Source organism: Prosthecobacter fusiformis (assembly GCF_004364345.1).
Taxonomy (GTDB): domain Bacteria; phylum Verrucomicrobiota; class Verrucomicrobiia; order Verrucomicrobiales; family Verrucomicrobiaceae; genus Prosthecobacter; species Prosthecobacter fusiformis.
The window spans coordinates 139,200-162,273 of record NZ_SOCA01000007.1 but is presented as its reverse complement, the minus strand read 5'-3'; the positions used below and the strand labels follow the sequence as shown (position 1 = coordinate 162,273).

Below are 23,074 nucleotides of genomic sequence, written 5' to 3'. Positions count from 1 at the left end.
TATATTAAGCTTCCCGCATAGCTTTTTGAGCAATCCTGGCTAGGTTTATGTGCTCAGGATCTCCGACTTTGCGGCGATTATACTCAAGGAGCATGTGACGAATATAAGGAGTGACGGTAAACACAGGGGAGTTCACATCGCGTACTGAAGCCTCACTTTCAAACCATGCAATGATCCGTGAAGCGTCTTGTTGAGGAAGCAGCGCTTTAATAGTGCCCTCATTCACATTGTCCAAATAGCAGATGGGTGTCAACCATTTGCGTTCTTCAAGTGACATCCAGCGAGTGGTTCGTTCATAAAATCTTTTATAAAAAAGTGCAGATTGCTTATCAGCGTCAGTACGATTCTCCACAAGCAAGCGCAAAATAAATGGCAGCCCATGAGATTTTTGATACCATTCAGCGGCTTCCCTTGAGGAATAACCCGAATCAGTTAGATACTTTACTCCTTCAACGAAAGAAAAGGGTTCCAGTTTGATCAGCCCCCCGATGTTGCCTGCGAGGTGATGGGCAAAGTCCTTGTTGGCGTCGTACACGCTGTCGCGGCCAAGAAAGATAACCAGTGTAGAGAATGAAGCATTCTTGAGCCTTGGTAAAAGGCTCTCCACAAGAAAGGTACCGAGGACACGCCCTACTGCTTCGAAATCATCCACAATTAGGAAGAGCCGGTTCACACCCTCTATCGCACTATGCATAAAACGAAACCAGTCTTGGCGTTGATAGCTCTGCAACATGGCGGAAAGATCAGAAAGATAAGCTTCACTTATGGCTTCGTAAGGGCTATGACGCAGCGAAGCCAGCCGAGTCTTGGTTAAGGGAAAAGAGAAAAAGCCAGTTTCATCCTTTAGTGCCTGCAAACTAGATAAAACATCAAGTGCAGGTTCAATATAATCTTCAGCCTTGATCGTCTCCAAGCCTTTGAGAGCCATGGCTGCCGCAGGTCCGATCTTGGGCAGATACTTGATGGCAGGACTCAGCCTATATAACGCCTTGGCCATGGTTTTGCATTGATCGCTGAGATTCTTGTTGTTGGAAATTTCAGACTCCACCATGCCTATCAATTCATGCTGTCTTCGGATCAACGACCTTGTGGTAGGAAAGTAATCGTGTTTCGATTTCGCTGGAGGAGGCAGTTCGGTAGGCGCAAACATCTGGTCAAAGATCAAAGTAAACTCTTTGAGCAAATGCTCACTGGAGGCATCAATTTTGAGAATGAGCGCTTGTTTGAGGGCCGCCTGAGTCTCATCAAGTACTGTATCTAGCAAGTATGTCTTACCAACACCGCCAGCCCCAGAAATACTAATGATTTCCAGTCCTGCTTTCGATGCTGTAGCCGCTGCAAATCTACTAATTGCAGACTTCAATAGATCAAGTTCGCTATCTCGACCAATGAGTTTTTTTGAAGTGGAAAGCATGACTTTTAGGTTAAAAGCTTTAATTGATCGAGCTTAGCTGACAAGCTAAGACTTCCATCTAAAGCTGTTCCATAAAGCGTTTTGCTTTCAGTTTGGCAAGTACTATTGAACTCCAGGAAGGCATCCAGCCGCTTGGCCCAGTCCTCCATGGTCATGGGAATGCGACGGCGGGCGCGATCCTCGGCAAGTTCCAGGTAGGTATTGACGATGCGGCCCAGGGATTCCAGTTCCTCTTGGGCGAGGTAGTTCTTGGCGATGATCACATCTGACTTCAGGACTTTTCCCTGCAGGGCGTTTTCCCAACTGGTGAGGCCCATGTGCGGTCTCTGGCTGTCGGCACGCTCGACGATCAACTCCGCAGCGGTATGGCCATGAATGGCGAAATGGAGCTTGTTTTGCACCTTGGCAAAAAACCCAAGGGTGGTGGGGGCCTCTGCATTGTAGTCCACACTCGTTGCGTAAAGGTCCGTGACCTTTTGATAAAAGCGCCGCTCGCTCAGGCGGATCTCGTGGATCTCCTCCAACAGATGCTCATAGTAATCCTCCCCAAGAAAACTGCCATTCTCCATGCGCTTCCGGTCCAGAACATAACCCCGAATGGCGAAGTCCATCAAGATGCCCGTCGCCCACTGGCGGAACTGGGTGGCACGAACGGAGCTCACCCGGTAACCAACGGAGATGATGGCGTCCAGATTGTAGTGTTGAGTGTCGTAATTCTTGCCGTCGGCGGCAAGTTATCCGGAATTTCCGGACAACTGACTTTTCGGAGAGTTCGCCGCTGACAAAGATGTTTTGGAGATGCTCGCTAATGGTCTTAACGCTGACATCGAAGAGCTGGGCAATGAGCTTCTGAGTGAGCCAAACCGTGCCATCCTCATATCTCGCCTCAATGGTCCTTTCCCCACTTTGAGCTGTAGCGTCTCCTTCACATCCTCAGAGGATTTAAGCCTCGGTAATAACCGTGAGGCCCGGAACTCCAAAAAAATGACGGGCGTTGTGGGTCACCAAGGGCATCTGATGTTGCAGAGCAGTGGCGGCGATCCAAGAATCGGCCACGGACATGGGCTGGCCGCGCATCTTTTGGCCGACAAGTTCCGCCCAGGTCCAGGCTAGGTCGTTGTCAAAGCGAAGCACGGTGAAGTGGCTGCGCAGGAAAAGCTCCAAGGCCTGCTTTCGTGGCTCAGACCAGTTTCTCTCAAACGGCCAGCGATAGATTTCCGCTACGGTCATAAAGGACAGGTGGAGCCGCTGACCTTGAAAATGCGGCAGGTAGGCCTCGGCCCGGCTGTCCCTCTTGAAAAGGTAGCTGACGATGTTCGTATCAAGCAGCAAAAGAAACCGGGCTGCCTATGAGTGGATGGATCATCTGGTCAGAACGCCACACCTCCAGGGCCTCTTCAAAACCGGCCCATTCCTCCTCCGTCCCATCCCCCAGCAGCTCCTCCGGGGTATGCACCACCGGCGTTTGCTGTTGCCCGGCCTGCTCCTGCGCTGACAGCGGATGCCAAAAGTCATCAGGCCCAGACTCATCGGCATCTTGAAATGTTGGCTCATTCAGACAGTCCATTCCACTGACCGTCCCCGCTCCTGATCCGATCCAATCGCCCAGACTCCCTCCATGCGTTTCCTGCGGAGCAGGATTCAGCACTGCCACGACTTTCCCCTGGCTCAGGATCTCGATCACAGTCTCTCCTCCCTGGATGGATTCAATTTCATCCAGACAATGCGCAGCGAAGTCGCTCAGGCTGATTTGTCGAGTGCTCACAGCCATCATCATAAAGGCAGCCAGGAAACCCGTCAATCCCCGTCCGCCGCACGCGCCCCATCCCGAACCATTCGGAAATACCGAACCGTTGCCACCAACACCAATCCCAAATCCAGAAATCTTTCTACCCCCATCTTTCTACCCGCTTCCCGTATCGCGTTGGCTCGCGTTCCCCCGCCCAGACCTTTATTCCAACTCACCGGAATTTCCGGATTGTTGCCTCCAAACAAAATTCCCCACTTAGCCCAAGTCCGGGTGCCAGGTCCTTGCAGGGGAAACGGAGGCGGGGCGACATTGGCCGCGTGCCCTGTTTTACTGACAACGACTCCAGACCGAGGCCCGGTCAGCGCCGGGGATGGCATCCCCAGATTTCCCCATGGGGAGGGTTTGGGGAACGATGGGGAAACCGATCCCCATGCATAAACCATTCACCCTCAATTCCATACACCCCAAAATCCCCCGATGGGGAAAAAACAAAAATCTACCCCATCCCCACACATCCCGTTGCCGCCTCCGCCAGGAGGTGGGGTTTGGGAACCTCGACAGCACCAGAGCATTCGCCCACCCGCTGGTGCGGGCAGCCACATGTAGCCGCCTCCGCCAGGAGGTGGGGTTTGGGAGCCTCGACTGCACCAGAGCATCCGCCCACCCGCTGGTGCGGGCAGCCACATGTAGCTGCCTCCGCCAGGAGGTGGGGGTTGGGAACCTCGACAGCACCAGAGCATTCGCCCACCCGCTGGTGCGGGCAGCCACATGTAGCCGCCTCCGCCAGGAGGTGGGGTTTGGGAACCACGACTGCACTAGAGCATTCGCCCACCCGCTGGTGCGGGCAGTCACATGTAGCCGCTTCCGCCAGGAGGTGGGGTTTGGGAACCTCGACAGCACCAGAGCATCCTCCCACCCGCTGGTGCGGGCAGCCACATGTAGCCGCCTCCGCCAGGAGGTGGGGATTGGGAGAAGCGGCAGGCAGAAAAAAGGCGCACCCTGTTTTCACAGGATGCGCCGGAAATGACACGATGAGACGGACTCACCACCAGGGCTTATTTGCCCCAGACTTTCAGCAAGGCAGCGGCCATATCCGCAGGGGAATCGGCGACGGAGATGCCGCACTCGGCCAGGATGCGCTTCTTGGCTTCGGCGGTGTCATCGGCACCGCCGATGATGGCACCGGCGTGGCCCATGCGGCGTCCTGGAGGAGCCGTAGCACCGGCGATGAAGGCAGCGATGGGTTTCTTGCAGTGGTCCTTGGCCCAGAGACCGGCTTCCACTTCGGCATTGCCGCCGATTTCGCCAATCATGATGATGGCTTCGGTCTCAGGATCTTCATTGAACATCTTCAGGATGTCCAGGTGGTTGGTACCATTGACCGGGTCCCCGCCGATGCCGACGCAAGTGCTCTGGCCATAACCACGGGTGGTGAGCTGCCAGACGGCTTCATACGTGAGGGTGCCGGAGCGGCTGACCACGCCGACGCTGCCGCGCTTGTGGATGTAACCCGGGGCGATGCCGATGCGGCAGCCACCGTGGGATTTTTCACCCAGGCCGGGAGTGACCAGGCCGGGGCAGTTTGGACCGATGAGGCGGGTCTTGCTGCCTTTCATGGCGGACTTCACACGGATCATGTCATTGACCGGAATGCCTTCGGTGATGGCGACGACAAGGTCCAGGCCAGCGTCCACGCCTTCCAGGATGGCATCCGCAGCGAAGGGAGGTGGAACGAAGATGACGCTGACGGTCGCGCCTGTTTCCTTCGCGGCTTCGGAGACGGTGTCAAACACAGGCACCTTGTAGCTGCCGTGGTCAAACGACTGGCCACCTTTTCCAGGGGTCACACCGGCCACCAGCTGAGTGCCGTAATCGAGAGAAGCCCGGGCGTGACGGGAACCAAAGTCCCCGGTGATGCCTTGGACGAGAATGCGAGTGTTTGTGTCAACGAGGATGGCCATGATATGGAGGGGCGTAAATCTGGATGCCCAAAAACTTGGGCACGTCATCATAGAAACTCGTCACCCACCGTCAAGGAGAGGTCCAGAATAAAATCTCCACCTTTTTTGACTCGAACGATGCCATCCAGGGAGCAGAGCATGGACATTGACCACCCCATTCATTCATTTTCGGCAGATTTGAGCTGGCTTCTACCTCAGTCACCGTCCGCAAAAAGGCAGCCTCTACCGGCCATCCGCCGGTTACTCCACCAGGGCCAGTTTCACGAGGCCACCGGTTTTAGGGGCGACGAGTTTGCGATAGAAGCAGTTGTTACGCTTGGTGTGGCAGCAGCCGCCGCCGTGCTGGATGACGCGGAGGACGATGGCGTCCTGGTCGCAATCCGTGCGGATATCGACGACTTCCTGGAATTCGCCACTGGTGGCACCTTTATGCCAAAGCTGCTTGCGGCTGCGGCTCCAATACACGGCCTGACCGAGCTCCAGCGTCATGCGCAGGGATTCCTCGTTCATGTAGGCCAGCATCAGGGCTTCATCGGTATGGGCATCCACGGCCATGGCGGCGATGAGGCCATGCTCATCAAATTTGGGTGCAAAGACGAGGCCTTCTTCAATGGCCTGTTTGGAGTCACGGGGACCAAATTGATAGGGGGTGGTGGAAGTCATCGAGGGGGGCAGGAAAGATACGTCACAAATCGAAAACCAAAAATGCTTTTGTTCGACTTCCTGCTGGCTCACGCTAGGAAATGAGAATCCGAAATGACGAATGCCGCCCCCCAGTTTCCCCTGCCTGGTTTCTTCCTCTCCTTTGAGGGATCCGAAGGTTGTGGGAAGTCCACGCAGATCCGCCTGCTGAAGGCCCGGCTGGAGGCGGGCGGGTGCAGTGTTGAGGTGCTGAGGGAGCCTGGAGGCACCCAGGTGGGCGAGGAAATCCGCCACCTGCTGCAGCATGCCAAGGCGGGGGAAGGCATGACGCCGGAGGCTGAGTTGCTGCTCTTTGCGGCGAGCCGGGCGCAGATCGTCAGGGAAAAAATCCGGCCACTGCTGGAGGAGGGGGCTTTTGTGATCCTGGACCGGTTTCTGGACTCGACCACGGTTTACCAGGGCATGGCCCGGGGGCTGCCGCTGGAGAGCGTGCGGGCCATCAATGCCTTTGCCACCGGCGGCACGCTGCCGGAGCTGACGCTGGTGCTGGACATGGACCCGGCGACGGCGCACCAGCGCATCCACGCCACGGGCCGGGAACTGGACCGGATGGAAAGCCAGCCGCTGGCCTTTTTCGAAAAAGTGCGCCAGGGTTACCGCCAGCTCGCCGAGGCTGAGCCGCAGCGGCTGACCCTGGTGGATGCTGACCGCCCCCCTGAGACCATTCACGCTGAAATCTGGACGCTGATCCAAGCCCGCCGCCATGCCGTTTAAAGCCGACCACGCCCTGTCCCTGATCACCCGCGCCCAGAAGCTGGGCAGGCTGGCCCATGCGTATCTGATCACCGGCCAGCGGGGCACAGACTGCGAGGGATTCGCCGCCCAGGTGATGAGCCTGGTCACGGCGGCGCAGCATGACAACCTGGATGCCTGGTCCCAGGAAGGGGCCATCATTCTGCGCCCGCAGAGCAAATCCCGCCGAATCAAGGTGGGGGATGATGCGGATGATGTGGGCACGATTCGATACCTGGAGCGCATGATCCACCGCACCACAGGCCCTGGCGGGTATAAGCTGGGGGTCATCGTGGATGCGGAGCGGATGAATGAGCAGGCCCAAAACGCCTTCCTGAAGACCCTGGAGGAGCCACCACCGCGCACGCTGCTTTTGCTGCTAACCTCCCAGCCCGGCCAGCTCCTGCCGACGATCCGCTCACGGGTCATTGAGATTTCCCTGCTGCCTCCTGGCGGAGCAAGGAAGTTTACAGAGCATGAGCAAAAGCTGCTGGCGGTGCTGGAGAAACTGACGAGTGGACAAGGCGGGAGCATCTCTGCCGCACTGGGCCTAAAGGCGGATTTTCAAGGCATCCTGGAGGACCTGCATGGGGACATCAAGGAGGAGCAGGAAGACGATTTCGAGAAGGAGCAGGACCACTATAAACAAACGACGGATGGCACTTGGCTGAAACAGCGGGAGGAGCAGGTGACGGCCCAGATCGAGGCGACCTATCTACAACAACGCGATGGGCTGATGGATCTGTTGCTGGCCTGGATGGGGGATGTAGCCCGCCAGCAGGTGGGGGCGGAGCATCTGGACCTGCCGGAATACGCCAAGGCGACGGCTGCACTAGCCCAGCGCTGGGAACCGGGGGAGACGACCAAACGCCTGCGTACCCTCCGCAAGCTGGAATCCCACCTGCACACGAATGTGAATGAGGGACTGGCCCTGGAAGTGGGGTTTATCCAAGCCTTCGGACGTTGAGACGTCTCGGCGTATCGAAGGGGAAACAGGGCCGCATTTGGGCAGGCTAAAGCTCTGAGCTTCACTGCCCATCACCTCTCCCGCGTGGGGAGAGGGAAGTTCAATGAAGCGGAGTAAGATGCGTTTACTGCTTTGGCTTGCCGATACCGACGTAGCCGCTGAGTTGCGGGGAGGTCTTCACGGTCTGCCCTGGCTGAGGAAGCTGGGCGAGGAGAAAGAAGCCACCACTGGTGAAGGTGCCGTCCGTCAGGCGGATGAAGGTGCCCTGGAAGGCGGCGGTGCGGACCAGGGTCTTCGTCGCATGGGGTATGATGAAGGTGCCGGAGAAGTGGCCTACGGGCTTGGCGATCAGCTTGAAGGTGACGGTGTTTGGATTCGGGTAGTTGGGATCGTTCTTGACGATTTTCACCGTCTGCGTCGTGCCCGTCGTCTTGAGGTTTAGAATGCTGAAGATGAAGGAATCCAATCCCGCTTCATTCACTCCGCCATCACTGAAGATGAGCTCGGTATTGCCATCCACGTTGGCGCTGCCGTCATCGCCACCAAGACCAGCGATGACTTCGCCACTGCCTGGCGGCTGCCATTTGCCACCGACGACGTCGAGATTGAATTCTTCAAATCCTTCGCGGTAGGCAAGCTCCTTGGACTTCACATCGGCAGGACGTTTCATCCAGGCGAGGGTACCGCCCAGGCCGTTGCTATCATTCGTCACCGTAATCGTTGTGGGAGTGATAACAGGGACGCCGAGGAGGTAACCCTGGGTGAGGGTAAAGGCGGAATAGAATGGCAGTTCACCACCGGGACCGACAATAGTGGCGACGGTGAATTTACCTCCGTCTGCAGTGCGCCCGGCATAGGTGGCGATACCTGCGGTGGTGACGGTGAGTGAGCCGAAGCCATTACCCTGCGGGATATTGATGAGGGTCAGCTTATCTTCGGGCAGTTCCAGGCCATAAGTATAGCTGCCTTCGTAAACGGTGGCAGCTAGGTCGGTGCTGCCCACTTTTGGCTTAGCCACCCAAGGATTGCGATAGCCATTGATGTTGACCGTTCCATTGGTGGCGGGATCAATGAGCGTCCCCACAAGCTGAAAGGTGGGAGGCGTGGTGGCATTACCGCTGAGAGTGAAGCGAACAGTGATACTGGCGAGTCCGCTGCGGGGGAAGACGGCGGTGGACTGGCCCTGCGCGGCGGTGGCATCACCGGTGATGAACAAGGTGCCGCTGCCGCTGAGGGTGGTGGTGCCCAGGATCAATTTAGCGGTATAGCTACCCTTGGTGGTGACAGTGACATTCAAACGGCCGCCGAGAGGTGCACCTGCGGCTTCATTGGCAGGCACCACACCGACGTAATTGCCGACGAGCATGGCGGGGATGGTCACGGCTGAATTGTAAATATGAACGCGAATAATTCCGGTAGTGACGGGAGTTGCCCCCGGCATGGACACCACACAGGTATAGTCTCCAGAATCATTCACGGTAGCGGATGCAAAGGTGAGCGTATCCCCGGTCTGGACGGGATCGTTACCTTTATACCATTGGAAAGTCAGGCCAGTGCCTGCGGCGAGGACCTTGGCGCGGACGGCAGTCCCTGCGGCCTGCAAAACCGTGCGCCCGGCGGTATCCACCACACCGAAATTAAACGATGAAGTTAAAGGAGTCTGAGGCGTGACCGCACGGATCTCAAAGCTGCCAGCGTCGGTCAGTTTGGCACTGGCCAGGGTATAGGTGGGGAGGGTGGCTTTGGAAATGTTCTTGTTCGTTTTGAGCCATTGATAAGCCACGGTGGAAGAGCCAGTCACTGTGCCATCAAATACAACACGACTGCCGAGAGGTACAAGCCGGGGACCTGGAGCGCTGACGAAAGCCGGAATGGACTCATTGTCCCGAATGGACAGCGTATGAACGCCGTCACCGACGGTCACGGATTCATCTGTGGGTTCACCCAGGGTCAAGATGACGGTTTCACCGTCATCCAGCGTCGAGTCATCAATGATGGAAACACTGATGGAGGCATGGCTCTGGCCGACTGCAAACTTAAGCACTTCCGAGACTGGAGAAATGACAAAATCTCCTGTCGTGCCTTTGGAGGCAGTGCCGCTGACGGTGAAGGGCAAGGTGAAAGGAGCGGTGGCGGGAGTGGTGAGGGAAACTTCCACATTCACAGTGCCAGTTCCTTCATCCGGTTCAGACTCCGAATCAGAAAAGTTGGCGACCACTGGCGGCGGGGTACCCAGCGTGGTGAAGAGGCGGACGATGCTTTGTCCGCGCCCCATGACGCTTTCAGCCTGCACGATAACGGCATAACGAGAACCTTCTTCGAGGCCGGTAAGCTGCTCAGAAAGGGGCAGGAAACTGGAGCCATCACCCAGGTCTCCCAAATCAATCGTCTCTTCATCTTCGCCATTAGTGAGCTTGATGAGCATCAAGCGGGCTGAGGTGGCGTACCCATTGGGGTTGATTTCAACGTCAACAGTGGCGCTATCGGAGGTGATGTCAGAGACGGCCAGGAGATTGACAACAGGGAAATTCGGGATGTCCAAAGACCAGACATCGTTGTTGCTGTTGGCACCGTTAGCACCGGCGAAAAGAAGCAGATTACCGGTAGCGTCGGTGAAGGCGGAAGAGCCGCGCCGGGCACCCGGTGTGGCCGAAGGAGAAGGCTGATTCAGATCACCATAAAAGGCAACCCCATTGGCCGTACGCGGGCCTTTGACCCAGATCCATTCCGGCTCTTCTGGATCAAAGCGCCAGACGTCATTGAAGTATCCGCTGCCCTGACCGCCAAAGAGGAAGAAAGCACCATCAGCGGCCACCCATCCGGCAGCACCGGCACGCGCACCGGGAACATTGCCAACCGCAGCCACGCCCTGCTCACCATAAACACCCACGGCATTGACGGCCTGGGAACCAGATACCCATTTCCATTCATTGGAGAGGAAACTGTATTCCCAAAGGTCATTCAAGTTTCCAGCTTTGGTGGTATTCCCTCGGCCATTGCCGCCGAAAAGATAGAGATTACCGCTGTCCCCCACCCAGGTGGTGGCTGCCTGGCGTCCGCCAGGAGTCTGGCCGCTGCTGGCATTTTCGAGCACGCCGTAAACGCCGATGGCATCGATACCCGTGCCACCATTGAGCCAGGTCCACTGTTCCGTGGCAGGATCAAAGACCCAGAGGTCATTCAGGAGACCGGCCTTGGTGCCAGTGACAGACCAGCCGATACCGCCGAAGACAAAGAGACGGCCTGAAGCGTCCCGCCAACCAGCGGCCAGAGTGCGGGCACCCGGAGTGTTTTCAGCATCAGGAAGCCCGGCCTCCACATAGCTGCCTTTTGCATTGGGAAGCTGACCGCCGCTGATGAAGGTCCAGACGTTTGTATCAATGTTGTATTTCCAAAGATCATTGAAGCGGAGGGCTGTGGTACTGGCTCCGCCAAAGACCCACAGATTGTTTTGGTCATCCAGCCACATGAGGGAGCCACTGCGTCCGCCAGGAGAGGGTGAAACATCACCGACGGCTTCATAGACTCCTGGGGAGTTGACGGCCTTGCTGCCGCTCAACCATGTCCACAGGCCCGTTTTGGAATCATATTTCCAGAGGTCATTGAGGGCCCCCACCTTGGTGGTCTCTGCATAGCCCTGACCACCGAAGTGATAGGAAATGCCATTGCCGGCATCCACGGTGGTGGCATCTGTGCGAGCACCGGGCTTGAGAACGGCAGGTTCACCCGTGTAAATCCCTGGCTTTTTAACAGCATTGTCACCATCGATCCAAACCCAAGATGGGATGGGGTCCTGCATGATGATCTGAATCGTGGCGACTTCAGAGTCCACCCAGCCATCATTGACTTTAAAGGTGAATGAATCGACGCCAGCAAAGCCTGGATTTGCACGATATTGGAATTGGCCGCTGGATGGAGAGAAGGAAAGCAGGATGCCGGAGGCGGGCTGCTGCACCACCGAATACGTTAGTTCATCGTCGTCATCGTCATCAGAGGCGAAAACTTGACCCGTGATCAGAGAGCCGACTTTCCCAGAATAAACTTCCGAGTAGGCGACGGGCACCTGGTTAGGAGGTGGGACGGTGATGGTAACTGTGACTGTGGCGACATTGGAATCTGCGGTGCCGTCATTGGCGATGAAGCTGAAGGTGTCCTCCCCCTCAGCCATGGCATTGGCTGTGTAGGTATAGCTGCCATTCGGCTGAATGCTGACGGTGCCCAATAGCGGATCAGCGCCCGTTTGGCTAAAGGTGAGGGTATCCCCTGTGTTTTCATCTTCTGCGGACAAGGTTCCAGACTTGGGATAACCGGAATAAGCTGCGAGGTCGCCATCGTGAGCTATAGGTGCCACATTGATGGAGGTGGAGGTGGAGATCATCTGATAGAGCCCGAGGGGGCCGCTGCCTTCCTGATAATCATGGGTGGCTACTCCAAAAACACCTGCCACCACAGTCGCCACGCCTTCTGGAGTGACTGAGACGTCTATGGGTGCTGCGGGCACGCCGGTATCCGTCGGAAAGACGGCATTCAGTTTGACCAGGAGGTATTCCGTGGCCAGCAGGCGGCTGGAGCCTTTGTAAAACCAGACGTAAATGGAACTGCCGCCGTAGCCGGGATTCGTATCCGCCGAGGTATCATGAGATGGATCTGCATCGAAGGCACCGTCCGCACGGTTGGCCATGGAGAAGGCACTGCCAAAGGGTTCGAAGGCGGCATCCAGCTCAGCGATTTTTCCGGCGGCTGCTTTATTGATGACCTGGACATCCGTCAGCCCATCGATACGCCCGATGATGGCTGAGCCAGCGCTCGGGGTCATGAGGGTGCCTGAGGCATCTGCAACGCCGTAATAGCCGTCTAAATCAGCATTGACGTTGGAGATATTCAGAGTGGCAGCCTGACTGCTGCCCAAAAGCAGGAGGCAACTGCCGAGCAGAGAAAAAAGCTTTTTCATCTTCATAAAAATCAAAGGGGGGCGGATGATGCGGCAGGTTTAAAATTCACCCAGATCAAGCTGGATGCTGGTGGCATCACCACGCCGGAAAATAACATAGGCCCCATCAGGCAGCGGGACGGCGGAACGGTCCGAATTATCCCCGCCCAGGAGACGCCAGCCCTGGCCGGCCAAGCCGCCGCTGGAATAGTAGTATTGGTCATAGCCGGTGCCATTCCAGATCAGAACCAAGTCTGCCTGGCGGTAATGCACCCCTGGGGTGAGGTCGGTGGAGAGACCGGAATTCCCGAGGTTACGGCCCACTTGATCAGGATTCACATCGGCAGCATCGAACTTCACGGGGCAGAGATTGGCGACGAAGTTATTCCCAGGCTGCAAGTTGACCAACGTCTGGCCGGGCTTCACCTGGCCGACGATGGTGATGGACTTTGAAGTGCCTGCCCGAATGGCGAAGCCGCCGTTGAGCTTGAGGGGAACCTTGGCCTGATTCGTTGTTGCATCCCCGATCAGTCTCCAGCCCTGGGTATAGCTGCCTGCCCCGTTGGCATAGAAGTATTGATCAAAACCGGAGCCATTGGGGATCTGGATCACATCCGCCAGAGCTGGCTCTGGGCCGACTGTGAGACCTGAGACAGGTGGGGCACCGAAGACATCCGCCAGGGTCCAGAGTTTCCAGATTTTGACGGTGGCTCCATCCTGGACGTTCGCGGGGATGGGGGAAGCCAGGGTGATTTCATTATCCTCTGCCAGAGTACCGGTGATTTCGGTGGTAAAGCCGACGCTGCCGCTTGCCGTGACAATTTCCACTGCATGGGTAGCGTGAGTGCCGCCATTAAACTGGTTTTCGGCGAGCTCTATCTGGCTGCCCTGAAGGAAGAGGCTGGTGCGCTGTGGGGAAATGTTTGCGACGCCCTGAAGTTCCATGGCTGGCAGCAAGGCAAAGCCGATGAAATTGGTACCTGGCAACACATTCAAGGTGACGAATCCCATGACGGGTGTGGTCACCAAAACTTCCGCATAAACAGAGGCTGCGAGCAAACAGGAGGCGGCTAAACAAAAGAAACGTTTCATGATTGTTCGCGAAATGAAGAAAAAAGTGGGGACCTCGTTTGAGTGTAGCAGTTTGATTTCAACACATTACCGAGGTGATGTGGAGGATATTTTTCAGAAATAGCAGCAGAGACTGAAGACATTTCTCACTGTAATATCACCCCGCTGACGAGAATCTGTTACATCTTAAATGTCATTTTTTTATGATTGCGGGGAAAAGCTCCCCATCAAGGAGGCGGCCAAGAGTCCCAGCAGGGGCGGGAAAGACTGGGAATTTATAACGGGCCGAAGACCTTTTGAAGGATATTCTGTTGATTTTCAATGCCTTAGAATGGCCGTGATTTTCCGGATGATCTTCGGTGGTAGGGGATTGAGGAGAATAGAATACGGGGCTGACTAAATGATGAGGCGGATGAAAAGGCGGGGGCCTCCCCTTTTGTTTTGTTTATCGCGAATCAGAAAGAAAAGCTGATATGATTTCGTGTCTCCAGGTCACCTTGATTTTCCCCAGTTTTTCCCCATGTCCGATACCGCCGCCGCAGCCGCTTTTGTCTCAGGTTTCAACAAGCTCAAATCTGCGCTGAGCAAGCGCATCGTGGGACAGGATGCGGTGATCGAGCAGGTGTTCATCGCCATTGCAGCCGGGGGCCATAGTCTTTTGGAAGGCGTGCCAGGACTGGCGAAGACGCTGCTGGTGAAATCCCTGGCGGATGCGATGCACCTGGGGTTCCGGCGCATCCAGTTTACCCCCGACCTGATGCCTGCGGATATCACAGGAACGGAGATCATCCAGGAGGACTCCGAGACGGGGCGACGGAAGCTGGTTTTCCAAAAGGGGCCGATTTTCTCCCAGATCATCCTGGCGGATGAGATCAACCGCACGCCGCCGAAGACACAGGCGGCCCTGCTGGAGGCGATGCAGGAGAAGAGTGTGACGGTGGGCCAGGAAACGTATGTATTACCGAAGCCGTTCTTTGTACTGGCGACGCAGAACCCCATCGAGCAGGAAGGTACCTATCCCCTGCCCGAGGCGCAGAAGGACCGGTTTTTGTTCTTGATCAAGGTGGACTATCCGAGCCGGGAGGAGGAGCGGGAGGTCATCGCGCGGACGACGGGCGGGGTGCAGGAGGAGATCGAGGCGGTGATCACGGCGGAAGAACTGCAAGCGGCGCAGGCGCTGGCCCGAAAGGTGCCGGTGCCGGATCATGTGACAGATTTCGTCCTGGACCTGGTGCGGGCGACGCGGCCGAATGAGCCAGATGCCCTGCCCTATGTGAAGGAGATGCTAAGCTGGGGCGCCGGGCCGCGCGCGAGCCAAATGCTGGTGCTGGCAGGCAAGGTGCGGGCGCTGCTGCACGGGCGGACGCATGTGACGACGGATGACATCGAGGCGCTGGCGATGCCCGCACTCCGACACCGTCTGGTGCCAACCTTCCACGCGGAAGCGGAGGGGATCACGGTGGACATGATCGTGAAGGAACTGATCGCAAAGGTGAAGAAGCCGGGGGGGAAGGTGCTGTAAAGAGTCTGAATTTTAGACAGGATTGCAGGATTTTCAGGATTCACATGAAACTGCTTTTATTTTTTACTGGCTGTCAGGACTGGCGTCAAAACAGACTCAAGGTTTTCTCCTGTGAATCCTGGCAATCCTGCAATCCTGTCTAAAAACACTTAATGGCCACACTGTCCTCCATCCTTGAAGCTGAAGACATCACGAGTCTGCAGAGCTTGCAGCTCTTTGCGCGGACGGTGGTGGAGGGATTCACGACGGGGCAGCATGCCTCACCGCATAAGGGGTTCAGTGTGGAGTTCCGCCAGCATCGACCTTATGTGCAAGGGGATGATATCCGGCGGCTGGACTGGAAGATTTTTGGTAGGGCGGACCGGTTTTACATCCGCGAGTTTGACGAGGAGACGAATCTGCGGGCAACGCTGGTGCTGGATGCGAGCGGCTCCATGAACTACCGGGGGCAGAAGGGGGTGCTGAAATTTGACTATGCCCGCAAGCTGGCGGCGGCGATGGCCTACCTGCTGATGTCGCAACAGGATGCAGTGGGGCTGGTGACTTTTGACACGAAGATCCGCGATTTCATCCCGAACCAGACGCGCATCACGCACCTGCATTACATGCTGGAGACGCTGATCAAAACGCAGCCCGGCAAGGACACTTCACTAGCCCCGGTTTTGGAATCGCTGGCGCAGCGGCTGAAGCGGCGGGGACTGGTGATCCTGATCAGCGATTTCTTTGATGATGCGGCCGCCATTTTGAAAGCCATCGGGGTGCTGCGCAAAAAGGGGCATGAGGTCATCGCGATGCAGCTCTGGGACCGGGATGAGTTGGAGTTTCCCTTTGGCCAGTGGTCGCGTTTTGAAAACCTGGAGAACGCGGAGGATGTGCTGCTGCTGGATCCTGCGGCGGTGCGGCTGCGATACATGGAGGTGCTGAAAGACTTTCAAGAGAAGCTCAAGGAGGGCTTTCGCAAACACCAGGTGGACTACCTGAGCCTGCCGACGGATGAATCACACGCGGCGGCACTGAGGAGCTATCTTTCACTGAGGATGAGGGGATGAGGAAGAGCTTAAGAAGGTGGGGGAGACAAAGGGGAGTAGTGCTCAGTGCTCAGTGCTCAGTCTTGGGCACTTTTTTCCACTTCCCACTGGAGGGATTTCAGCAATGACTGAGAACTGCGCACTGCGAACTGAGCACTTTGCGCCGCTGCTCCCAAATCCCCTTTCCTGCCCATGACTTTCCTCAACATCTTTCTCCTTGCTGGCGGGGCTGCTTTTCTGGTGCCGCTGCTGATCCATCTGCTGAATAAACGGCGGGTGCAGACGGTGCGTTGGGGGGCGATGCATTTGCTACAGCAGATGCTGAAGCAGCGGAAACGGAAGCTGAACATCGAGCAGTGGCTGCTGCTGGCGGTGAGGATCGCCATACCGATCGTGCTGGCGCTGTGCCTGGCGCGACCAGTTTTAACGGCATTGCGTTCCTTTGGCCTGGGCAAGACATCACTGGTGATGATGCTGGATGATTCCTTTTCCATGCGGGCTCCGTCGGCAGGTGGATCCCCTGCGGAGCGGGCGCGGGCGGATGTGGGGCAGGTGCTGGAGGCGCAGCCGAAGGGATCTGATGCGCAGGTGGTGCTGGCCGGTGGGACGGCTAGGCGGCTGATGGATCAGTCCACCAGCATGCTGGAGGTGATCCCCAAACAACTGGCGGATGCGACGAACCAGGCGGGGCCGGTGAAGGTGAATGATGCGCTGCAAGCGGCGGGGGCGGCGCTTTCCCAGGCACCGAACGGGGCGCGGGAGCTGGCGATCCTGTCTGATTTCCAGGCGAGTGACTGGCAGAGCGCGGCGGACGGGGCGGCCCTGCCTGCGCTGGAGACGCTGCTGAAGCAGGAGCCGAAACCACAAGTGACCTTTTACCGCCTAACCAGTGATCTGACCGAGAACTTGAGCATCGCGAGTGCGGAGCTATCCGCCCTGGTGGTGGCGGAGGAGCAGCCCATCGGCCTGCGGGTGAGGATTCGGAATCATGGAAAACGTGCGTGGCAGGATGTGGCGGTGCATCTGGAGACGGATGGGGCGCGGCTGAGGACATCGCGCGTTTCGCTGGCCCCGGAGGGTGAGGCGGTGATCAGCTTTACGCATGCTTTTGGCGAGGTGGGGGATCATTCCCTGGCAGTGCGGCTGGAGGGGGACAGCTTCCCGGATGACAATGCTTTTTACTCGGTGGTGCAGGTGCGCAACCAGCTGAATGTGCTGCTGGTGGACGGGGACCCGAGCCTGGAGCCGCTGGGCGGGGCTGCGGATTTTTTGGAGCTGGCGCTGACGCCGTATCTCTCTGCGCAGGCGGAGCTGAAGGACCTGATCCGCATCACGAAGGTGGATTCACGGCGGCTGCGGGATGATGATTACAAGGGCAAGGAAATCATCGTGATGGCGGATGTGGACCGACTGCAAGGCAACAAGCTAGTGGAACTGGACAAGTTTGTGAAGGCGGGCGGCGGGCTGATTGTCTTTGCGGGACCGCATTGTGACCTGGACTGGTATAACCGGGAGTTTTACAAAAATGGAGCAGGACTATTGCCAACGAAAATCAAGGGGCTGCAAAGGGCGACCACTACGGCCTCGCCTGCGCGGGTTCTGCAACAACGGCTGACGCATCCAGCGATGGTCTATTTCAATGATGCACGCGGAGGGCGCTTGCAGGATGCGGAGTTCCAAAGCTGGCTGGAATTTGATGCACCTGAAAATGCGGATACGCAGCCGCTGCTGCAACTGGACCGGGGGACGCCGCTATTCATCGAGAAAGCGCATGAGCGAGGCCGCGTGATCTTGGCGGCGACAACGGCGGATGCGGAGTGGAGCAATCTGCCGCTCCAGCCTTTCTTTGTGCCGATGATGCAGAGGCTGGTGACTTATCTGGCGACGCAAAGCGCCGTGACAGCCTGGGCGGAGGTGGGGAAACCGCTGCGCGCAGTGCTGCCGAAGGACCGAGTGGGCCAGGAGTATGCGCTGCGAGGGCCGACCGGACAGATCCAGGAACTGAAGGTGAAAGCGGAGGGCGAGCAGGGGCTGCTGGAATCCCCTGCCATCACGGCACCGGGGATCTATAAATTGACGCAGGGCAACAAGACGCAGCTCATGGCCTACAACCTGGACGCGGCGGAATCCAATCTGGCGGCGCTACCTGCGGAGCAGGTGAAGAAGATTGCTGACCGGTATGATGTGGCATTCGTGGAGTCCTTCGATGCCTGGCAGAAGCTGGACCGCACTAGGCGGCATGGAAGTGAACTTTGGCAGCCATTCTTACTGGCATTGCTGGGGCTGCTGTTTTTTGAGGTACTGCTGCAGCAGAGGATTGCGCGGGGTTGAGTTTTTGGATTCTGAGACGAAGCTGAAGGTATGACAGTGAGTGAGTCCCAAAGCCTTCTGCACAGAATCGTGATTGATGCTGAGATCTGCCACGGAAAGCCCACGATCAGGGGGATGCGTTATCCCGTGGAGTCAGTGCTCGAATATCTCGCAGCCGGAGACAGTTTTGAGGATGTACTGGCGGAGTTTCCAGACCTGGAGCGTGAGGATTTGCTGGCATGTCTGCAGTTTGCTACCCAGTCTCTTAAAATGCGCAGCTGGCAACTGGTCACCGCATGAAATTCCTCATTGATGCACACCTGCCGCCAAGTCTGAAAAAGGTCTTTGAAGAGGCAGGCCAGGACGTCATTCACACCTTGGATTTACCTGATCAGAACGCATCCAGAGACGGACAGCTAAACACCGTCTCCATGGCTGAGCAGAGAATCGTGGTAACCAAAGATACCGATTTTTATCATTCGCACCTGCTACAGGGACGCCCATGGAAACTAGTTCTGGTGAGAACAGGAAACATGGGACTGAAAGACACTCGACGGATGTTTGAACAGCATTTGCCTGCAATCTTGGAGGCTCTTAATGAGTGCACCCTTGTAGAGCTGGACAGACAGAAGGTTTCAGCAGTCGCATAGACCCGAGGACTTTGTTTTGAGCTTTCCCGTGGTTCAATAAGCTGCAGACTTTTTCGAGCTCAAGCTCGGGAGTGCTTTTTGTTACGCCTCCGGCTGGGTGGGGGAGTGGTGGAGACTGACGTTGTCGCCGTCGCTGTTTTTGAGGCTCCAGAAGGTGAAGGAGGAGAGCATGGTGAGGAGGCCCATGGTGAGGAAGGCGTGATGGAGGGCGGGGACGGTGACGAGGGGATTGGTCTGGTCCAGGCCGCCGATGAAGAAGGCGGTGAGCATGGAGGCGATGGCGACGCCGAAGCTGGCGGACATCTGCTGGCCGGTGCTGGCTAGGCTGCTGGCTTTGCTGGCATCGCGGTCGTCCACATCGGCGAAGATGAGGGTGTTCATGCTGGTGAACTGGAGGGAGGAAAAGAACCCCTGGGTGAAGCTGAGGGGGAGGATCATCCAGATGCTGGTGCCGGGACCAACCTGGGTAAAGATGGTGATGTTGAGGCCTAACAAGACGGTATTCACAATGAGCACGGGGCGGTGACCAAAGCGGGCGAGCAGCGGGCGGCTGATGACCTTCATGCCAATGGCGGCGAGGGCGAGCGGGATGGTGAGAAGGCCCGCCTGCCAAGGCGGGAAACCGAGGCCAATTTGATAAAGAAGCGGCAGCAGAAAGGGCATGCCGCCGACGCCGAGGCGGGTGACGAAACCGCCGATGACGGATAGGCGGAAGGTGCGTATTTTAAACAGGCGGACGGATAGCAATGGAGCGCTGCTTTGACGTGAATCCCGCCAGTAGGCGGTCAGAAGCCCCAGGGAAACGAGGGTCATGAGGCCGAGGGTCATCGGGGAAAGGGTGTGCTCACCGAAGACCTCAAGCACATAGGAAAGGAGGGCGATGCCGCTGCCGAAGAGGAAGAAGCCGGACTTGTCTAAAGGAGGGGCTTCTGTGTCCCGGAAATCCGGCATGTGCCGGGAGGCGAGCCAAAGACCGGCGATAGCAAAGGGGACATTCAAGAGGAAGATGATGCGCCAGGAAAACCAGTGAATGATGGCTCCGCCCAGGGAGGGGCCGATGAGGGGTCCGATGAGAGCAGGAATGATCACATAAGTGGTTATTCTGAGCATCTCGGACCGGGGGAAGGAGCGAACGAGGGCGATGCGACCCACGGGCATCATCATGGCTCCTCCCATGCCCTGAATGATGCGGGAGACGACCAGCATGGGCGGATTGTACGAGACGGCGCACAGGAGGGAGCCGATGGTGAAGAGGACGATGGCCAGGGAGAAGACACGCTTTGTACCAAAACGATCTGCCATCCAGCCGCTGACGGGAATGAAGACGGCGAGGCTTAGCGTGTAACTGGTAAGGACGGACTTCAGGCTCAGCGGCTCCACGCCGAGACTGGCGGACATGGTGGGGACGGCCGTATTGAGGATGGTGGCGTCCAGGTTCTCCATGAACAGGGCCACCGCTACCAGCCAGGGCAGCACGGTGAGAGATGGGTGCCGGGCGGGGAGAGTTGGTTGTGAAGTCATCTTGAAACTGCCGGGCTAACCTTCCTGCTCTTTGCGCCAGGCTTTGAGGATGGCATCCAGGAGGCCGGGGAAGCGGCTGTCCAATTCTTTACGCCTGACCCGGCTGGTCAGTTCCACTCCGCGTCGCTCGCTATAGATCAATCCGGATTCACGCAAAATGCGGTAATGCTGGGAGCAGGTGGACTTGGGCATGGAGAACTGGAGACGGCTGGTGGTCTCGATGCAGTTAAGCCCGCCTTCGGCCTTGCGAAGCTCCGCGACAATGCTGATCCGCACCGGATCAGACAGGGCGTGGAGGATGCCTGTGACGGTGATGCTTTCGGGTGAAGGATGGTGGAGCGGTCTGATGGTTTTAATCATACACAAAAATCACTTGCAGTTCAATGATTCTTTAGTTCCGTATTAGTGAACAATAGAACTAACATATATGTCCTCCCTTTTTGATTCGCTTCAGCTCGGCTCCCTGCACCTGCCCAATCGCATTTTTATGGCTCCCCTGACCCGCAGCCGCGCCGGGACTGAGCGTGTCCCGAATGCATTGATGGCGGAATACTACCGCCAGCGATCCGGAGCGGGCTTGATTTTGAGTGAGGCTACGTCCGTCACCCCCATGGGAGTTGGGTATGCGAATACGCCGGGTATCTGGTCTGATGAGCAGGTGGAAGGCTGGAAGCTGGTCACCAAAACGGTGCATGAGGCGGGGGGGCGCATCTTCTTACAGCTGTGGCATGTGGGCCGGATGTCTGACCCCATGTTTCTCAATGGAGAGCTGCCAGTGGCCCCGAGCGCGGTGAAGCCTGCGGGACATGTGAGCTTGGTACGGCCGGAGAAGCCTTTTGTAACGCCACGGGCGCTGGAGCTGACTGAGATCCCCGGGGTGATTGAGGCTTATCGCAAAGGTGCAGAGAATGCGCAGAAAGCCGGGTTTGACGGGGTGGAAATCCACGGTGCGAACGGCTACCTGCTGGACCAGTTTTTACAGACGAAGACCAATCTGCGCACGGACGAGTATGGCGGATCGGTAGAAAACCGGGCGCGGCTGATGCTGGAGGTGACGGATGCGGCCATCTCCGTCTGGGGAGCGGACCGGGTGGGCATGCATCTGGCACCGCGTGGGGATGCTCATGATATAGGGGATGCAAACCCTGGCGAAACTTTTGGTTATGTGGCGCGTGAACTGGGGCGGCGAAAGATTGCCTTTATCTGTGCCCGTGAGAAGCAGGGTCCAGACAGCCTGGGGCCTGCGCTGAAGAAGGCCTTTGGCGGGGTGTATGTGGCGAATGAAAAGTTTACCCTGGAAACGGGCAATGAAATCATCGCAGCTGGAGATGCGGATGCGGTTGCTTTTGGGGTACCCTTCATCGCTAATCCTGACCTGCCGGAGCGGTTTGCCAAAAAGGCGGCTTTAAATCCGGCGGATCCACAGACGTTCTATGCAGACGGGCCGAAGGGCTACACCGATTACCCAGCACTATGAAACGTACATCCGGGTTCCTTTATTCTGTCCTGGACCTAGTGCCGATTGTGCAAGGGAGCACGGCATCTGAGGCCCTGAGCCGGTCGCTGGACCTAGCTCAACATGCGGAGCGATGGGGATACCACCGCTACTGGGTGGCGGAGCATCACAACATCCCCGGGGTGGCCAGCGCGGCGACGTCGGTGGTGATCGGCCACCTGGCAGGAGGGACCACGAAGATGCGAATCGGCTCCGGCGGAATCATGCTGCCGAACCATGCGCCGCTGGTGATTGCGGAGCAGTTTGGCACCCTGGAATCCCTATATCCGGGGCGGATCGACCTGGGCCTGGGACGGGCACCGGGTGGGGACCAGACGACTTCACGGGCGTTGCGCCGGGGACTGGGCAGCAGCGGGGATACCTTTCCTGAAGACCTGCAAGAGTTGCAAGGCTACCTGGGCAAAATACAGCCAGGACAAAAAGTGCGGGCGGTGCCTGGACAGGATACGAATGTGCCCATCTATTTGTTAGGCAGCAGCACCTTCAGTGCGAGTTTGGCGGCGGAGACAGGGCTGCCGTTTGCCTTTGCCTCCCACTTTGCGCCGGAGCTTTTGTATCAGGCGCTGAATATTTACCGGACGCGGTTCAAACCATCCGTGTTTCTGGACAAGCCACATGCAATGGTGGGCGTGAACGTCATCGCGGCCGATACAGATGATGAGGCGACACGGCTTTTCAGCTCCCTACAGCAGGTGTTTCTGAACCTGATCCGGGGCAGGCCTCGGGAACTCCAGGCACCGGTGGATGACATCGACGAAGTGTGGAATCCGGTGGAAGCAGCGCAGGTGGACCGGATGACGAGCTGCTCAGCGGTGGGCGGTCCAGTGACACTGCGCCGACAGATCGAGACTTTACTGGACGCGACGCAGGCGGACGAGCTCATTGCAACGGCGCACATTTTTGACCCGCAAGCGCGGCTGCGCTCCTTTGAAATCGCCGCTGGCGTGTTTCAGGACATCAACACTTCCCTTGCCTCCAAAACACATTCTTAACCTCAAAA

General features: G+C 57.4%; 18 protein-coding genes and 1 pseudogene. 9 read left to right on the top strand and 10 right to left on the bottom strand.

Annotation, left to right across the window (positions count from 1 at the left end; genetic code table 11):
- Nucleotides 1–4: 4 nt before the first annotated feature.
- From EI77_RS16925 to hisI, 6 genes and pseudogenes are all read right to left on the bottom strand, one after another.
- A complete protein-coding gene (locus EI77_RS16925; RefSeq protein ID WP_133796480.1) occupies nucleotides 5–1,414 on the bottom strand; it encodes an ATP-binding protein in 1,410 nt (469 codons plus the stop codon).
- A gap of 5 nt (nucleotides 1,415–1,419) precedes the next feature.
- Nucleotides 1,420–2,329: pseudogene (locus EI77_RS16920) on the bottom strand (virulence RhuM family protein); the annotation flags it as partial.
- 27 nt (nucleotides 2,330–2,356) lie between these two features.
- Entirely contained in the window at nucleotides 2,357–2,746 is a 390-nt protein-coding gene (locus EI77_RS16915) for a type II toxin-antitoxin system VapC family toxin (RefSeq protein WP_133796479.1), read from the bottom strand.
- Nucleotides 2,736–3,179, bottom strand: coding sequence for a hypothetical protein (locus EI77_RS16910; RefSeq protein ID WP_133796478.1), 444 nt, complete (start codon nucleotides 3,177–3,179; stop codon nucleotides 2,736–2,738). Before EI77_RS16910 ends, EI77_RS16915 begins: the two co-directional genes overlap by 11 nt.
- Before the next feature lie 1,040 nt (nucleotides 3,180–4,219).
- Nucleotides 4,220–5,125, bottom strand: coding sequence for a succinate--CoA ligase subunit alpha (sucD, locus tag EI77_RS16900; protein WP_133796477.1), 906 nt, complete (start codon nucleotides 5,123–5,125; stop codon nucleotides 4,220–4,222).
- 240 nt (nucleotides 5,126–5,365) lie between these two features.
- The gene (gene hisI, locus EI77_RS16895; RefSeq protein WP_133796476.1) at nucleotides 5,366–5,788 is read right to left on the bottom strand and encodes a phosphoribosyl-AMP cyclohydrolase; all 423 of its coding nucleotides are present in this window, start codon (nucleotides 5,786–5,788) and stop codon (nucleotides 5,366–5,368) included.
- Nucleotides 5,789–5,881: 93 nt separating this feature from the next.
- On the opposite strand from hisI, the gene tmk reads away from it, so the two are divergent.
- Nucleotides 5,882–6,541 (top strand): dTMP kinase, encoded by a 660-nt coding sequence (tmk, locus tag EI77_RS16890; protein ID WP_208300390.1) that lies wholly within the window; start codon nucleotides 5,882–5,884, stop codon nucleotides 6,539–6,541.
- Nucleotides 6,531–7,526: a hypothetical protein gene (locus tag EI77_RS16885; RefSeq protein WP_133796475.1), complete on the top strand. Its 996-nt coding sequence runs from the start codon at nucleotides 6,531–6,533 to the stop codon at nucleotides 7,524–7,526. Before tmk ends, EI77_RS16885 begins: the two co-directional genes overlap by 11 nt.
- Nucleotides 7,527–7,650: 124 nt before the next feature.
- Here the strand turns inward: EI77_RS16885 and EI77_RS16880 are convergent, their stop codons facing one another.
- Both EI77_RS16880 and EI77_RS16875 read right to left on the bottom strand, forming a co-directional pair.
- Nucleotides 7,651–12,477, bottom strand: coding sequence for a Kelch repeat-containing protein (locus EI77_RS16880; RefSeq protein ID WP_166647311.1), 4,827 nt, complete (start codon nucleotides 12,475–12,477; stop codon nucleotides 7,651–7,653).
- A 39-nt stretch (nucleotides 12,478–12,516) separates the two neighbouring features.
- Nucleotides 12,517–13,548: a hypothetical protein gene (locus EI77_RS16875; RefSeq protein WP_133796473.1), complete on the bottom strand. Its 1,032-nt coding sequence runs from the start codon at nucleotides 13,546–13,548 to the stop codon at nucleotides 12,517–12,519.
- 499 nt (nucleotides 13,549–14,047) lie between these two features.
- Between EI77_RS16875 and EI77_RS16870 the strand changes: the two genes are divergently transcribed.
- The 5 genes from EI77_RS16870 to EI77_RS16850 all read left to right on the top strand — a co-directional run bounded on the left by EI77_RS16870 (nucleotide 14,048) and on the right by EI77_RS16850 (nucleotide 19,037).
- A complete protein-coding gene (locus EI77_RS16870; RefSeq protein ID WP_133796472.1) occupies nucleotides 14,048–15,049 on the top strand; it encodes an AAA family ATPase in 1,002 nt (333 codons plus the stop codon).
- Nucleotides 15,050–15,201: 152 nt separating this feature from the next.
- Nucleotides 15,202–16,098 (top strand): DUF58 domain-containing protein, encoded by an 897-nt coding sequence (locus tag EI77_RS16865; RefSeq protein ID WP_133796471.1) that lies wholly within the window; start codon nucleotides 15,202–15,204, stop codon nucleotides 16,096–16,098.
- 171 nt (nucleotides 16,099–16,269) lie between these two features.
- Nucleotides 16,270–18,408: a BatA domain-containing protein gene (locus tag EI77_RS16860; RefSeq protein WP_133796470.1), complete on the top strand. Its 2,139-nt coding sequence runs from the start codon at nucleotides 16,270–16,272 to the stop codon at nucleotides 18,406–18,408.
- A 30-nt stretch (nucleotides 18,409–18,438) separates the two neighbouring features.
- Nucleotides 18,439–18,687, top strand: coding sequence for a DUF433 domain-containing protein (locus tag EI77_RS16855; RefSeq protein ID WP_133796469.1), 249 nt, complete (start codon nucleotides 18,439–18,441; stop codon nucleotides 18,685–18,687).
- A complete protein-coding gene (locus tag EI77_RS16850; RefSeq protein ID WP_133796468.1) occupies nucleotides 18,684–19,037 on the top strand; it encodes a DUF5615 family PIN-like protein in 354 nt (117 codons plus the stop codon). The genes EI77_RS16855 and EI77_RS16850 overlap by 4 nt, the downstream gene beginning before the upstream one ends.
- 81 nt (nucleotides 19,038–19,118) lie before the next feature.
- Here the strand turns inward: EI77_RS16850 and EI77_RS16845 are convergent, their stop codons facing one another.
- Nucleotides 19,119–20,558: a DHA2 family efflux MFS transporter permease subunit gene (locus EI77_RS16845; RefSeq protein WP_133796467.1), complete on the bottom strand. Its 1,440-nt coding sequence runs from the start codon at nucleotides 20,556–20,558 to the stop codon at nucleotides 19,119–19,121.
- Nucleotides 20,559–20,573: 15 nt separating this feature from the next.
- Complete coding sequence (locus EI77_RS16840) at nucleotides 20,574–20,906, bottom strand: ArsR/SmtB family transcription factor (protein ID WP_208300396.1); 333 nt, start codon at nucleotides 20,904–20,906, stop codon at nucleotides 20,574–20,576.
- A gap of 79 nt (nucleotides 20,907–20,985) precedes the next feature.
- On the opposite strand from EI77_RS16840, the gene EI77_RS16835 reads away from it, so the two are divergent.
- Nucleotides 20,986–22,035 (top strand): alkene reductase, encoded by a 1,050-nt coding sequence (locus tag EI77_RS16835; RefSeq protein WP_133796465.1) that lies wholly within the window; start codon nucleotides 20,986–20,988, stop codon nucleotides 22,033–22,035.
- Nucleotides 22,032–23,066 (top strand): LLM class flavin-dependent oxidoreductase, encoded by a 1,035-nt coding sequence (locus EI77_RS16830; RefSeq protein WP_133796464.1) that lies wholly within the window; start codon nucleotides 22,032–22,034, stop codon nucleotides 23,064–23,066. The genes EI77_RS16835 and EI77_RS16830 overlap by 4 nt, the downstream gene beginning before the upstream one ends.
- The last annotated feature ends 8 nt before the right edge of the window (nucleotides 23,067–23,074 follow it).